Genomic DNA, 14,655 nt, shown 5'->3' with positions numbered 1-14,655 from the left:
GCTTGATTCACTGGATCAGGTTGGTGAAATATGTCAACAAATGAAGAAATGTCGCTCGTGGAGCACCTTGGCGAGCTGCGCAAACGGATCATGTGGATTTTAGTTTTCTTGGTCATTGGTATGGTAGGTGGATTAATTTGCGCGAAGCCCATCATTCGATACCTCAAAAATATTCCGCCGGCAAACGGGATCGGTTGGAACGTTTTTTCACCATGGGACGCTTTGCGTTTATATATGAATTTCGGTTTAGCCGTCGGTATTCTCATCACATTGCCGGTTACGCTGTATCATATATGGGCTTTTGTTAAGCCAGGGCTGCGGGAGACGGAGCAGAAAGCTTCGATTATTTATATTCCCTATGCATTTTTGCTTTTTTTAGCGGGTTTGTCTTTCGGATATTGGGTTGTTTTTCCGATGGCCTTCTACTTTACTTCCTCCATTAGCCACAGTCTTGAAATTACGGAGATGTACGGTGCGGCGCAATATTTTGCGTTTATGTTCAACATTATCATTCCGCTTGCGCTTGTGTTTGAGATGCCGATTGTCGTGATGTTTTTGACGAAAATCAGGCTTCTGAATCCAAAACGGTTGCATAAGTTTAGAAGATATGCGTACATGCTGCTCGTTATTTTGTCCACGGTCATTACGCCGCCGGATGCCATTTCGGCAATCTTGGTGTCTGTGCCGCTTATCATTTTGTATGAATTCAGCGTATTTATGTCGCGCTTTATTTATCGCAAACAACTGCTGCAGGATGCAGAGTGGGAGCGGGAATTCGGTCCCAAATAGAAAAACAGTCTGCTCGGATGCGCAGGCTGTTTTCTTTTTAAACAGGGAATATTTGTTTTTCTTTTGGGTAGAATGAGGGGGGTGTTCAAAAGTACGAAAAATGTGTAAAAGGACTTGCAAATTACTCCCAGAATGAGTATCATAAGAGTTGTTGTTAGCACTAAACACATTCGAGTGCTAATAACCCCGAAAACACCATTACCAATTTTCTAAAGGAGGCTATTTTTCCATGATCAGACCGTTAGGTGATCGAGTTATCATTGAAGCCGTTGCGAAAGAGGAGACTACAGCAAGTGGTATCGTGCTGCCAGATACAGCGAAAGAAAAACCGCAAGAAGGTAAAGTTGTAGCGGTAGGCGCAGGCGCGTTGAAAGATGGCGTTCGTGTTCCGCTTGAAGTTAGCGAAGGCGACCGCATCATTTTCTCCAAATACGCAGGAACTGAAGTGAAATACGAAGGCCGCGAACTGTTGATCTTGCGCGAAAGCGACATTCTCGCTGTATTAGCCTAATTTAGCAGGATATAGATCGGCAATACGTTAGTTTACTTAGGTTTTCCGTTTTACTACTTACTATGTATCGTTTTTAATAAGAGGAGGTTTCCTAATCATGGCAAAAGATATTAAGTTCAGTGAAGACGCACGCCGCGCGATGCTTCGCGGGGTAGATGCTTTGGCTAACGCTGTAAAAGTAACCCTTGGTCCTAAAGGCCGTAACGTTGTACTTGAGAAAAAATTCGGCAGCCCGCTCATCACGAATGACGGTGTGACGATCGCGAAAGAAATCGAGCTTGAAGATGCTTTCGAAAACATGGGGGCTCAACTTGTTAAAGAAGTTGCTACCAAAACTAACGATGTTGCCGGTGACGGTACAACAACTGCAACGGTTCTAGCGCAAGCGATGATCCGTGAAGGTCTGAAAAACGTTACTGCGGGCGCTAACCCAATGGTTATCCGCAAAGGTATCGAGAAAGCTGTTAAAGCGGCTGTGGAAGAGCTTCAATCCATCGCTAAGCCGATCGAAGGCAAACAATCCATCGCACAAGTTGCGGCAATCTCTGCTGCTGACGAAGAAGTAGGCGAACTGATCGCTGAAGCTATGGAAAAAGTAGGCAAAGACGGCGTTATCACGGTTGAAGAATCCAAAGGCTTCTTAACGGAGCTTGAAGTTGTAGAAGGTATGCAGTTTGACCGTGGCTACACTTCCCCTTACATGATCACTGACACGGATAAAATGGAAGCTGTCCTTGACAACCCATACATCCTGATCACTGACAAAAAAATCTCGAACATCCAAGAAATCTTGCCTGTTCTTGAAAAAGTGGTTCAATCCGGCAAACAACTTCTGATCATCGCTGAAGATGTTGAAGGTGAAGCACAAGCAACGCTTGTTGTGAACAGACTTCGTGGAACATTCACTTGCGTAGCTGTTAAAGCTCCTGGCTTCGGTGACCGTCGTAAAGCAATGCTTGGCGATATCGCTGCTTTGACTGGCGGACAAGTGATTACAGAAGAGCTTGGTTTGGATCTGAAATCTACGCGTCCTGAGCAATTGGGTAGCGCGCGTCAAATCCGCGTAACCAAAGAAAACACAATCATCGTTGACGGTGCCGGCGACGCGAAAGACATCGCTGCACGCGTTACACAAATTCGTTCCCAATTGGAAGAAACAACTTCCGATTTCGATAAAGAAAAACTGCAAGAGCGTTTGGCTAAACTTTCTGGCGGCGTAGCGGTAATCAAAGTTGGCGCAGCTACTGAAACTGAGCTGAAAGAGCGTAAGCTTCGCATCGAAGATGCTCTGAACGCAACTCGCGCAGCTGTTGAAGAAGGTATTGTTTCCGGTGGTGGTACAGCTCTCGTGAACGTATACAACGCAGTAGCTAAAGTAGTAGCTTCCGGCGACGAGCAAACAGGCGTTAACATCATCCTGCGCTCGCTGGAAGAGCCAGTTCGCACAATCGCAGCTAACGCTGGTCAAGAAGGCTCCGTAATTGTTGAGCGCCTGAAAAACGAAAAAGTAGGCATCGGCTACAACGCAGCATCCGGCCAATGGGTGAACATGTTTGAAGCTGGTATCGTTGACCCTGCGAAAGTAACGCGTTCCGCTCTTCAAAACGCAGCATCCGTAGCGGCTATGTTCTTGACTACTGAGGCTGTTATCGCTGATAAACCAGAAAAAGACAAACCAGGTATGCCTGATATGGGCGGCATGGGTGGCATGGGCGGCATGATGTAATCTAGCTTGAAATCCCTTGCGTAGCAAGGAATCTCAAGTTAGAAAACGTCATTTGACCACATTGAATTTAAAAAGGCTTCTCACGAGTTCGAATGAACTGTGAGAAGCCTTTTTAATATGCATTGCGCAGTTCGTCAAGCAACTGGTTAAGCTTCTTGTCAAAAGTGAAAACGGTATGTCCACCGATCTTTGAATAGGCAAAGAGAAGCGAGTCAACAAAATCGATTTTGATTTCGCTATACACCTTTAGTGCTTCTACTAAGATATTTCTATTATGAGTTGTTATGTTGCCATAGAAGAGTAAGTTCTGTAAGGAATCATAGATATGGACTCGTTCCACCTTATAAACCTTCTCCAACACATACACGACTTCTGCAATGACTTCATTTGGAATAAAAATATTGTAGTTCTCAATTTTTTCCTTGGCTTGATCTAAAAATTGTGCAGCATCTTGAAGCAAATAACGTAAAATTAAATTTGCATCAACGATGTTCATGTTTTTCTTGCACACCCTTTTCCCAGGCATCTTGTTCATATTGGATCAAATCCAAATTGGCGTACTGTTTCAGTGCGCCTCTAGCGGTGGAAGAAGAGGAGAAAGGTTGTTTTGTATGAGTATAGTCACCAAGTGGTAAAATAATTAATTCAACATCTTGATTTCTGAGGCTTTCAGGGAGATCGACAATATGCTTTAGTGCATCACTATTCGTCACTTTTCTGATGAAATCCATGCTTATCACCATCCTTAGTTTAAGTATAACGTAATCCGCACCAACTCACAATTGACAAGCTTACCGTCATATCCAGCTATACTAGAGGTTTTTCATGAGTTCATCGAACTTGTGGGAGGCCTCTTTTTTCTTTGTTTTGGTGGTATGAATAAGGGGGCGTTGAGTCCGCAAATGAAAATTAGACCTACAGCTTTCTAGGGCTGTAAGTCCAATTCTCTATATGTGAATAGTGGGGTTGCTTATAGAATAACTGGCAAAGATTAATGCGGGCTTAAGATTAGATAATTGTTTGCTGAATAGACAAATTGTAGGATAATAAAAATAACCAGCGGAGCTAGCGGTACCCTAGTTTAATGTTATAATCAACCCAATTATGGAATATTGTCACTGAATACAGTTAACTTAATTTGGAGGCAAATCATTTGATGGATGATAAAGAAATTTTTTATTTTAAGAGTAGGCTGGTACATAACAAATGAGAAAAAAAGTGATTTTTGGTCTAGTTGGTTCAACGCTAGTAATCATATTTTCAGTGATAATGTGTTTGTATACGTACAACTATTCCACAGCAAATAGGGTTGGAGTTCTTGGTGATGGCAAGTTCCATTTTAAGTCAATCATCACTTTTATTTTTACATTCATTTCTGGATGTTGTTCGTTACTTATTTATATTATTGCCGCTTATAAAGACAAACACGAGGGATCGCGTAAGGAGCAAACGAAGTTGAAGAATGTGAAGATTACTAGAAACGAAAGTTTGGTTCTCAGCGAAATAGATAAGTTGGTTGAAGAAAGCGAACATGAAGGCTTCAGGCATTTGAAACGTTTGGTTAATGAATATCAAGCTGGAATAAACAGGTTTGATAAGCAAGGTGAAGCATTATTCGTTGCGTATGCTCAAAATCAAATCGTTGGCATTTGTGGGCTTACTCAAGACCCCTATTCACAAGAGGGAACAATTGGGCGTGTTCGCCGCTTGTATGTATCGAAGGATTTTCGTGGTTCTGGCATTGGAAGCTTACTGATGGATGAAATAATGAAAGAAGCGAAATTGCATTATAAGACCCTTGTCCTCAAAACGGATAATCCTATAGCTGATAAATTCTATTGTTCGTTGGGATTCGAATTGAAGACAAACGAATTATACATAACTCATCATCTTCCGTTAGTGTGAAGATTTCACTTCACTTGAAACAGGTCCGAGGCCGTTTCTTCATAAAAAATAAATCCATATAGTAATTTGCCCTGCGCGTTTCCTTTCGATTGATTGACCGCGGCAGGACTTTCTATTCCCCAATCAAAACTGCTCAATATACCTGCAGCTCCTGCAATAAAAAGAAGCATGATTGCTAAAGCAATAGCATTATTCTTTTTCATTGTCATTCCCCCAATATCCATCTACATCGGCTGCAGGATTTGCTTGACTCTATTTTAGAAGCTGCTTTGGTCGATTCCACAATTTCACCCAAATATCATATTCATCATCACGATAAAAACGTATACCAATTAATTTAAGTGGGGTCCAAAATTCTTTGAAATAGTAACTTGGCATAGTAGTATTCTCCTGTTATGAATAGTTAATTATACCTATTATGCTGGTTTATTTTTACAAAGAATGTTGAAATTTGACGATTATAATATAAAATTTTCTTTATAAATCATTCTATGCCGGGGCAGATGATCTAAGAAGGGCATAGCTTGTTTGCATCAAGGATGTACAATAAAAAAGGCTGTTCCAAAGTAGTAAATTCTACTTTTGGGACAGCCTTGCGGATAAGCTGATTTCCTAGGAAATAGAGGGATCAAGTTCCCAAGCCGCAACCACTTTATTCTTGCCGGTGCGCTTCGCCGTTATTTCGGCCGTGTCCGCCTGCTCGATCAGCTGCTCGATCGAGCTTGGCTTGCACAGCTCCAGGGAAGATACGCCCACACTGACGGTGGTCTTGTATGGACGCCCGTGGGCGAACTCTTTCTCTATCTCGCCCCGCAGCTGATGAGCAATCTTAAGGGCTTCTTTGCCGTCCGTTTTCGGTAAAATAAGAATAAGCTCCTCGCCGCCGTACCGGCCTGCAATGTCGCTTTTCCTCAGATTAAAGCGGAAAATATCGGCGATTTCCCGCAGTACCCGGTCTCCTTCGGGATGTCCGAATTCGTTGACTCTGCGGAAATTGTCGACATCGAACATGATGACCGACAGGTCCAACTGATACCGGCTGGCAAGCTCGAACTCTTCTCTCAGCTTCTCCATGAAATAGCCACGCAAGTAGAAACCGGTCAGGTTATCGATGACCATTTCCCGGTGCAGAAGCACGTTGATGATGTGCGGTTTGATGAATGACAGGAAGTGTTCCATATGCTGCTGCTTGGTTTTGGTCATGCCATCGACATGAACCTGCAGGGTAATGGCTTGATCGCCCCGCTGAAAAAGCGTAAAGGCGAGCGAAGAGCTATCTTCGCTTCGCGCTTGGTAGGCAATCAATTCGTCATGATCCCGCAATCCGGAGGCGGTGACGAAAACTTTTTGCTTATAGTGCAGCAGTTTGTACGTGATAGAAAGCTGAATGACCGGAAAGTAATCGAAGAGCGCTTTGGTCAGTCTTTGCATGGTCGTGGCAAGATCCAACGTTTCGGTCACTTGCTCGCTGAGCTCGATAATGATTTGCAGATCCAAGGAAAGCAGCAGCCATTGTTCACGGTCGGCGATCATTTTCTGAACATAATCATCCTGCAGAATGGCAGGGGAGACCGGAGCGTAGGCGGGCATAATCACCCGTTCCATACAGGCAGTCAGATGCGGACGCCATGTATCCTTTTGAATCATCTGATAGCCGTTTAAAGCTCGCCGCAAATACAGCATGGTATGTTGGATATCGCCCTCGCACATGGACTTTTCCGCCGAAAGCCGGTAATAATCAGGCCAAAAGACATCAAAGGCGTATTGTTTCAAATAGGCTTCAAAATGGTTAAACCATGCCTCCAATTTCTCCGAGCGAAGCTCCAGCAGGAGGGAAATCAACTCCCGGTAGGCCCAGCCAGCGTACAAGCCGGCGTTGTTTCTGGATATAAATTGCTCCAAGAGCTGGCAGGCTAGCCCGGTATCGCCCAAACGTATTTGACGCAGTGCTTCCAGAAAAATAACATGGTTCTCATTCTCAAGAGAGTCGGTAAAATGAACCGGCAGATGCTGGCGAAAGGCGGCATAGCCTTGAAATACGGTCAATAAGGAGCGGCTCCTATCCGTAATCTGCTGCTCAATCAGGCTGGCTTCCAGCTGCTGGAACAGCGGCCATTCTTCCCATTCGAGCGCATATAAAAGCTGATTGGTCAAATAGTTTTCCACCAAATCCTTGCGTCTTAGAGAATCAACCTGCATAACCCGTTCTTTATGATACAAGTAACTGGCGATATCGCCTTGATTCAAAGAGAGTTCCATCGCATTCAGATGTCCGACTTGCTCTTTAATGGTGTAACCGGAACGTTTGGCGCCTTCAATTCCACGGTAAACATACGTCTTGCTGATCTTATTGTTGCTTTGATAGGAGTAGATATCGTAAAGGCGCAGCATCAGATCGGTATGCGGCGAGGAGTCCAGAAGAGGCTCCAGCTTAGCTGCAATCGATAAGGCCCATTCCTCTGTTTCCGGAAAATGCATCAGCATATTGATCGTATAGTAATTTGTAATTTCAGCAAAATGCCGCAGGGTAAGCAAATGCCGCTTGGGGTACACAACCTCGGTATAAAAAACATGCAGCCTATGCATTTCTTCATCGTGCAGCGGAGAACAGAGGTTGCTGGTATTGAGCAAAAATGCTGCCCGTACCCGATCCGCGAGCTGCTCGCTCTCGTCCGAAATAAATGGGAAGAGCTCCTTGCGCAGCAGATAGACGTCCAAATCATTTTGAAGCAGGAGGATAAACATCCAACCGAAGCGGTCGGAAATTGTTCCTGTCCGTTCAAAGACGGACACAGCCAGTTGTTCCGACAGCTCGAACTGATTAAGCAGGTGGTACAATCGGCTGAGGAGGCGGTCCAGGAAAATGAGATAGGGCCTTCCCAATTTCGTGTATAAATACTTGATGCGCTCTAATAGTTCGGCCTTTTGGCTGTAGGAAAGCAGGGAGCGAATCTGTCTGTAATATTTTAAAAGCAAATAGTATTCGACCTTGTATTCCCCGGCTTGAGACGACAGTGTAATGAGCTGAGGCAGCGCAAACGGACGAAACCCATGAAGATATCTCAGTGCGGTTTGATAATATGTCGCAAGCTCATGCTCAGACAACTGCCGCAGCACTAAATTCGCGATATCACTCGAAATAAAGAGAGAGTCATTGTGGCTGACATGCACAAGTCCGATCTCTGCAAGCTTGGTCACCGAGAGCAGAATATTGCCTGAATCCAGCCGATTCGCGGTAAAAAGCGACACCAAGTTGATCGGCATTGGCAAACAGCATAAGAGCCTCAAGAGCTCTAATTCCTTCTTGTCCAAAAGAGCGATGCGTCCCGCAAACAAGCGAAGGGGGTTCAGCGTCTCTAGATCCAAATGAAATTCGGCTGTTTTTTGCCATCCGTTGCTCGTGAGCTGTATGCGGTTGGACGCAATAAGCTCCTCCAAAATGATACCGCTGTGGCTAGCGTTAATTTGGTGTTCGTGCAGCCAAGATTGCAGTTCGCCGGCTAAACCTTCATCCGCTCGTCCGAAATGCGAGGCCAGCAATTGCTCGTAAATGGCCGGATCGGAGTGGTGAATTTCAAGTATTTGGAAGGATACCTCCGCAAATTGGGCCGGCACACGGCTTCCGCTGAAAATGAAATGCAGACACTTCAGCTCATGGCCGTGCTCTCTCCAGTAATTCAGCAAGATGAGCTGTGAATCCTCATCAAAGTGCTCACAGTTTTCAAAGGTGAAAACAAACTTTTGAATCGGGAACAGCGGAATGACCGACGAGAAAAACTGGTGCAGCCACTCTGTCAGCAAATAGAGGATGTCGTCGCCTTCATAGTGCTTTTTGAGCAGTTGATCGAACTTCCGGGCCAGATTGCGCAGCATGGTTATAGATTCAGGCAGAATACCGTAAGCGCTATTCAGCGTTCTTGAGACGACTTCGCGCAAGGTCGAATAGGGCAGGTCCTGTGAGATGATTTTGCAGTAATATCCCTTTTCAATGACCTCATTAATGTGCTGCGCGTATAAATCGAAGCGAATAGCCTCATCTTCGCAGATGAGACCTAGCAGCCGATCCTCATGGGCATTCAAAAAAACGCGAAAATACTCCTGCTGTTCATGCGATATGGGCGAAGCTGCCGGGTGAAGCAGTTCTACGCTTGTTTGGGCACCGGCATCCGGCTGTGGTTCAGCAGGAAGATGCAGTGCGGCACGAAGAAGAGCAACGATCTCACTTGCGAAAAAAAAGGTTTCCGGATTCGTACGAAGCCGCTCGGATAGAGGCTGCAAAGCAGCAGGTACAGGATCGTACATGGATGCCAGCAGCAAATGAACAGATTCAAAATCCGCGACACGCGATAAAAGAAATCTCCGCGCATAGCGTGGAAATAAACGGTATGGATAATCCGGCAGTAAGTGATTGATAAACTCAATGGCGGATGGGAATGGTTGGACATCAAGAAGAACGGCTAGCGTTTGTGGGTGAAAAAACAGCATGTCGGGAAGCAAAAAGCCCATGTAGAACTGTTTATCATGTAGGATTGAAAGCGCTTGACATAATGAAATAACCAGCTTTCCTTTGGCCTCGTCGCTGAACTGCTCATTGTCTAATTGAGAAAAAGGGACGAAGCCCTCGGGTAACGAAGGGAGCCTTACAACCAGATTGCCTTCAACGAAATTCCAGCTTGCCGGTTGACGGAAAGAGTCTCCCCTAGCCGCTTCCGCCCAAGCGATCAGACGGCTTTCGATTTGTTTATAGTGAAAGTAGTGCCATAGCTTGTGATTAAAATGCATTTCTGAATATTCAAAAGTGTGAGAGTAAGTAAGATGTCGAGTGTCCGGATTGGTGCTGTGTTGTGTAGTATTTATCTTACTCCCCTCCTTCTAAAGTATAAGATTCTGTATGCAAGGGATGGGATGGTTCCATCTATGTGGACTGATTTCTCAATTGTAACAAAAATAAGTCTCAAATGGGAGACGAAATGCTGAAATTTCAGAGCGAAGCATGCCTTATTAGGGTAAGGATAGCCTGGCTATTTCTTGTCTGCTTGGACATTTACCTGTTTGGCTAATAAAATGAGCCTAATTATTTAAAAACTAGGCATTGGTACATTCCTTGGACTAGGCATAGACATAGAATAACACAAACCTAAAGAGGAGTTGACTTATCAATGGCTTTTCAACCGAACTTAACTGGCCCAGGAAAAAACTTTCAGTGTCCACCTGCTGACCCTATAATGACGGATCCGGAAAGAGTTGTTAGAGATTTTTATCACCCGCAGAGGGTTCAAGTGATCCATCCGATTCAAGTCGTAAACAGACATCACTGTGTACCTGTTTATGAGCATGTGTACACTTGTGAAGAGATCGATGAGTATTGCGGCACACACCCGCATCCGCATCAAGGCATGCTGCGCGACTAATCAGTGTGACGGCCTAGTCCGAATCTGCGAAGATTCCGGCTAGGTTTTTTTTATGGATGGGATGTCTTTTCCTGTATAATGGAGGGATAGTTTTAGGAGTGATGGAGGGTCGGTTATTGTGCCTAAAGAAACGGGAACGTGCGCGGAGTGGGTTTCCTATTATGAAAGGCAGTATGCGAATGCCAAAGTATACAACGCGTTTAGCGTGGAGGAATTGTACGTTCGGGCCTGGGGACAGCTCAACCGGATTGCGGATGAATGGGAACCGACCATACGGGGGATTTATGATATTCAAGTCGTGCTGTATCTTTTGCAGCTCTGCGAGACTTTGGCTGAGGCCAAGTCAGGCATGTATGACTTCTTTTATAATGCAGGCTATTATTTCTCCAAAATAACGAAACACAGCTATGAACAGTTAACATCCGTTCTGCGGGAGATCGATATGGAGAAGGCGCAGAAGAAGTATCCCGAACATTTGAGGGAGCTTGCGACTTACGTGGCTAAGCAGGCTGCTAAAGAATCGGGGGAACTGATCAGCAAGTGGATAGAGATCAGTAAACTTCTGTGGTCCGGTTTGCTGTATGAGCAAAGCCTGGTAGCGGACGAGCTTGCCAGATTGCGGCAGATTGCAGGGGATAAGGAGAGGAATAAGGGGGCGCGTGAAGCGGCTGTTGCGGCTTTGGCCCATTTTGATATTTTGTCCGGCGAGGACGAGAACGCTTGGGATCGCATTCAGACGGGAATCCAAGTGATTGAGCCAGAGGATTGGTTCGGTTATTTGAGAACTTTTGCTAAAGAGCAGCAGCGGGATCGGTTGTTGAAATGGCTCCGTTGGCTTGCACCTGTGATCCGGAGAGAAGCGGCGTATCAGGCGGCTGAGTATTTTGATTTGTGGAAAGAGGCGGCAGCGGAGGAAGATATAGAAGAGGAGTACAGGAAAGCGATGGTGGAACTGCTGCCTGCCAGTTACATCTATTATTCTCATTACCTGTTTGAGAAAGAGGAATATCAGGCATGGGGAGACTTGATGCTTTTGCTGAATGTATCGCCGCTGGATGCGGATCCGGCTCAACTGAAGAAAGTCGAGAAAGCTGATGTTCGCGTGCTGCTGCCTCTTTATCATTATGCGATTGAGGAGTGTCTGCAGGTTAAGAATCGCGAATCTTATAAACAAGCGGTCAAACTGCTCAAAAAGCTCGCAGCCGCCTATAAAAAGCTGAAACAAACGCCCAGACTCGAAGCGTATTTGGTGCAGCTTATCAAGGAGTATTCGCGCTATCGCGCATTCCAGGAGGAATTACGGAAAGGAAAGCTGCTGATATGATCATCTTGTCACAGGTACATATTCGAGTCCAGCTGCTCCCTACGGGGAGCTTTGCCTTCTACGGAGAGACGGAGGAAGCTAACGAGGTTCCTGGCTATGTGCTGCGAAAGCTGCTGTTTGCTTGGCATGAAAGTTCTTATTATGGTACACGACTGGAATGCATTCGCACCGGATATGGGGAGAGCTTGGTCGTACCGCCTTATATGGCGCTCAATTATTTGGCTGAGCCGGGTATTTTATTGCATGGGCAATTATCGTGGGATGCGGATGTGCTTCTCATGAAAAAAGGAGCCTCTCTGCTGAGAGAAGCGCTGGCTGCCGGTTGGTACATGCCGTCTTACCGGCACTGGCTGCAAGGCAGTTTGGGGTGGAAGCCGCGGCTGCCGGGTGCGAAGCAGGTAGAGCTTGAGCAGCTTTTTAACAATCGGTTGGACGAAGTGTTCTGGCACGATTGGTTCCATGCTGCAGCTGTAGAAAAGATAAAAGAAGAACCTGACTCAGAGCTTGGCATGGCTTGGACCCGCTTATCGGAGGGGGATACCCTGCTGCAAAAAGGGCCAACCGCCGATGTAAGCTGGATGCAGGAGGACGATTGGCTGCTGGCGATTGGGTGGAAGCAGGACGGTACGCCTTACCGGATCTGCGTGCAGATGGTGGAGCCCTATGCGGAAACGTATGTGGACGGAACGACCACGGCCAAAGATAATGGGGCTGATTGGCGTCTAAGATTCATCGCGCAGGATCGTATGGATGCGAACCGATTCGTGGAGTTCAGTACGACGGGGAACTGTTTGATTGGGCAGCCTCCTGCTCCATGGCAGGACGGTATTGAGGCGAAAATCCAAGAGCAGATCGGGCGGATACTTCGTATTTTGCCGCAGCTGGAGAGCGAGCACCAGAAGGGGAAAATCGTGGAGCAGCTTTCGGACGATCAGGCGTGGGAGTTTCTTACGGAATCGAGTTTGCAGCTCGTGGCAGCCGGCATCTCGGTTTTCCTGCCTTCATGGTGGGGAGAGCTTAGTCGTGCGCGTCCTGAACTGCGTGCGAAAGTGCGAAGCTCCGTGGGGACTTCACGTAAACCGATGTTCGGCATGGACCATATCATCCAATTCGACTGGCGTGTCGCTTTAGGCGGAGTGGTTTTGTCCGAAGAAGAGTTTCATCAAATTGCGGAGCAGAAAAAAAGGTTAATTTATATCCGAGGCAAATGGATACAGCTTGATTCTGCGGACCTGGAGCTGCTGAAAGCCGCGATGCAGGGGAGAGACAGGAGGAAGGGACTCTCCTTTCGGGAAGTTTTGGAACAGAACCTGGAGCATCCTGATACGCCACCATCAAGCAAGGGAGAGACGGATGGAGAGTTCAGGGTCAACATTGAGCTTAACGGCTCGTTAAGGACGCTGCTGAGAAAGCTGAATCAACGGAAATTAATCCCGCTTGCCCCGATTGAAGGCTTGGAGGCCGATCTGCGGCCTTATCAGGCGGAGGGGGTATCTTGGCTCCTTTTTCTGAGAGAGATCGGTCTGGGCGGGTGCCTGGCGGATGATATGGGGCTCGGGAAGACCTTGCAGTTTATTGCTTATTTGTTGGCATTACGGGGTGCCCCAAATCCTGTGACGGCAACATTTGGTTCGGCGCCCTCCTTGCTGATATGTCCAACATCCGTTCTTGGCAATTGGCAGAAAGAGTTAGCACGCTTCGCGCCATCTCTCAAGGTGCATCTCCATTACGGGGCGCAGCGCGCCAAAGGAGAAGCTTTCGAAGCCTCTATAACGGGCGCAGACCTCGTGATCACCTCATACAATATCGCTCAGCTCGATGAAGAGGAATTATCGCGCATGGCCTGGAACACGCTCTGTTTGGACGAAGCGCAAAATATCAAAAACGCTTATACGAAGCAGTCCCAAGCGATTCGCGGGCTGGGGGCCCGCCACCGCATCGCGTTGACAGGGACGCCGCTCGAGAATCGATTGACTGAGCTTTGGTCGATTTTTGACTTTATCAATCCAGGCTATCTTGGAACGCTGCGCCATTTCAATCATCACTACGTTGGACCGATTGAAAAAAGCACCGACGGCTCGCCGGAGCTGACCTCACGGGTTCAGCGTTTAATCCGCCCGTTCTTGCTGAGGCGGGTCAAGAAAGATCCGGCGATTCAGCTGGATTTGCCGGAGAAGGTTGAGTCCAAAGCGTATGTGGCTTTGACTTCCGAGCAAGCGGCGCTTTACGAAAATGTCGTGCAAAGCATGATGGAGAGAATCGACAGCCTTTCTGTGATGGAGAAGAAAGGGCTCGTACTTGCTTCATTGATGAAGCTGAAGCAGATTTGCGACCATCCTTCGTTGCTATTGAAGGATGGAGTTCGTCCGGGGGCTGCTCATGCCCCCGGTACGGCCGGGCGCTCCGCGAAGCTGGAGCGCCTGCTTGAAATGGTCGACGAACTTAGGAGCGATGGAGGCGGCTGCCTCATCTTCACTCAGTTCGTCGAGATGGGCTACCTCCTGCAGCGCGTTATCGCGCAGGAGCGGGGCGAGCCAGTGCAGTTCTTGCACGGGGCAGTAACTGCGGCGAAGCGCGATGAGATGATCGCGCGCTTCCAGGACGAGGCGCTCCCGGAGGCGGAGCGCTGCAGGATCTTCATCCTCTCGCTGAAAGCAGGAGGAACCGGTTTAAACCTCACCGCGGCGAACCATGTTTTCCACTACGACCGCTGGTGGAACCCCGCCGTGGAAAACCAGGCCACGGACCGCGCCTTCCGCATCGGCCAAACCCGCGATGTGCAGGTGCATAAGTTCATCACCTTGGGGACGCTCGAAGAGCGCATCGACGAGATGATCGAGCGCAAAAAAGGCCTCAGCGAGCACATCGTAGGCACCGGCGAGAACTGGGTCACGGAGATGTCGACGAGCGAGCTGCGGGAGTTGTTCGCCCTTCGGCGGGAGTGGGTGGAGAAGTGAGGAAATAGAAAAGAAGCGCCACGTTGATATGG

At 47.2% G+C, this 14,655-nt stretch carries 11 protein-coding genes; 7 read left to right on the top strand and 4 right to left on the bottom strand.

Translation table 11 applies throughout. From position 1 onward, the window contains the following. Positions 1-30: 30 nt before the first annotated feature. The 3 genes from tatC to groL all read left to right on the top strand — a co-directional run bounded on the left by tatC (position 31) and on the right by groL (position 3,026). Positions 31-789 (top strand): twin-arginine translocase subunit TatC, encoded by a 759-nt coding sequence (tatC, locus tag AC3WRW_RS19975; RefSeq protein ID WP_492548055.1) that lies wholly within the window; start codon positions 31-33, stop codon positions 787-789. Positions 790-1,018: 229 nt separating this feature from the next. Beyond that, positions 1,019-1,300: a co-chaperone GroES gene (groES, locus tag AC3WRW_RS19970; RefSeq protein WP_028553854.1), complete on the top strand. Its 282-nt coding sequence runs from the start codon at positions 1,019-1,021 to the stop codon at positions 1,298-1,300. A gap of 97 nt (positions 1,301-1,397) precedes the next feature. Next, on the top strand, positions 1,398-3,026 hold the full coding sequence (groL, locus tag AC3WRW_RS19965) for a chaperonin GroEL (RefSeq protein ID WP_127457281.1): 1,629 nt from the start codon (positions 1,398-1,400) through the stop codon (positions 3,024-3,026). 112 nt (positions 3,027-3,138) lie between these two features. Here groL and AC3WRW_RS19960 read toward each other — a convergent pair whose 3' ends face one another. Then, entirely contained in the window at positions 3,139-3,522 is a 384-nt protein-coding gene (locus tag AC3WRW_RS19960) for a type II toxin-antitoxin system VapC family toxin (protein WP_492548054.1), read from the bottom strand. After that, complete coding sequence (locus AC3WRW_RS19955; RefSeq protein WP_492548053.1) at positions 3,509-3,757, bottom strand: hypothetical protein; 249 nt, start codon at positions 3,755-3,757, stop codon at positions 3,509-3,511. The genes AC3WRW_RS19960 and AC3WRW_RS19955 overlap by 14 nt, the downstream gene beginning before the upstream one ends. A gap of 475 nt (positions 3,758-4,232) precedes the next feature. Between AC3WRW_RS19955 and AC3WRW_RS19950 the strand changes: the two genes are divergently transcribed. Then, positions 4,233-4,931 (top strand): GNAT family N-acetyltransferase, encoded by a 699-nt coding sequence (locus AC3WRW_RS19950; protein WP_492548052.1) that lies wholly within the window; start codon positions 4,233-4,235, stop codon positions 4,929-4,931. A 5-nt stretch (positions 4,932-4,936) separates the two neighbouring features. On the opposite strand, the gene AC3WRW_RS19945 is transcribed toward AC3WRW_RS19950, so the two are convergent. Together AC3WRW_RS19945 and AC3WRW_RS19940 are read right to left on the bottom strand one after the other, a co-directional pair. After that, entirely contained in the window at positions 4,937-5,134 is a 198-nt protein-coding gene (locus AC3WRW_RS19945; RefSeq protein ID WP_492548051.1) for a hypothetical protein, read from the bottom strand. Positions 5,135-5,543: 409 nt separating this feature from the next. Next, a complete protein-coding gene (locus AC3WRW_RS19940; protein ID WP_492548050.1) occupies positions 5,544-9,713 on the bottom strand; it encodes a GGDEF domain-containing protein in 4,170 nt (1,389 codons plus the stop codon). A gap of 443 nt (positions 9,714-10,156) precedes the next feature. Here AC3WRW_RS19940 and AC3WRW_RS19935 point away from each other — a divergent pair, with 443 nt between their 5' ends. The 3 genes from AC3WRW_RS19935 (at position 10,157) to AC3WRW_RS19925 (ending at position 14,623) form a co-directional block, all read left to right on the top strand. After that, positions 10,157-10,342 carry a hypothetical protein gene (locus tag AC3WRW_RS19935; protein WP_171682945.1) on the top strand — a complete coding sequence of 62 codons (186 nt, stop codon included), beginning with the start codon at positions 10,157-10,159 and terminating at the stop codon, positions 10,340-10,342. Between the two features lie 118 nt (positions 10,343-10,460). Beyond that, positions 10,461-11,666 carry a hypothetical protein gene (locus AC3WRW_RS19930; protein ID WP_492548049.1) on the top strand — a complete coding sequence of 402 codons (1,206 nt, stop codon included), beginning with the start codon at positions 10,461-10,463 and terminating at the stop codon, positions 11,664-11,666. After that, on the top strand, positions 11,663-14,623 hold the full coding sequence (locus AC3WRW_RS19925) for a DEAD/DEAH box helicase (RefSeq protein ID WP_492548048.1): 2,961 nt from the start codon (positions 11,663-11,665) through the stop codon (positions 14,621-14,623). Before AC3WRW_RS19930 ends, AC3WRW_RS19925 begins: the two co-directional genes overlap by 4 nt. Positions 14,624-14,655: the final 32 nt, after the last annotated feature.

It is taken from the genome of Paenibacillus sp. FW126-R14 (assembly GCF_058789495.1).
This window is presented reverse-complemented; position numbering and strand designations above follow the sequence as displayed.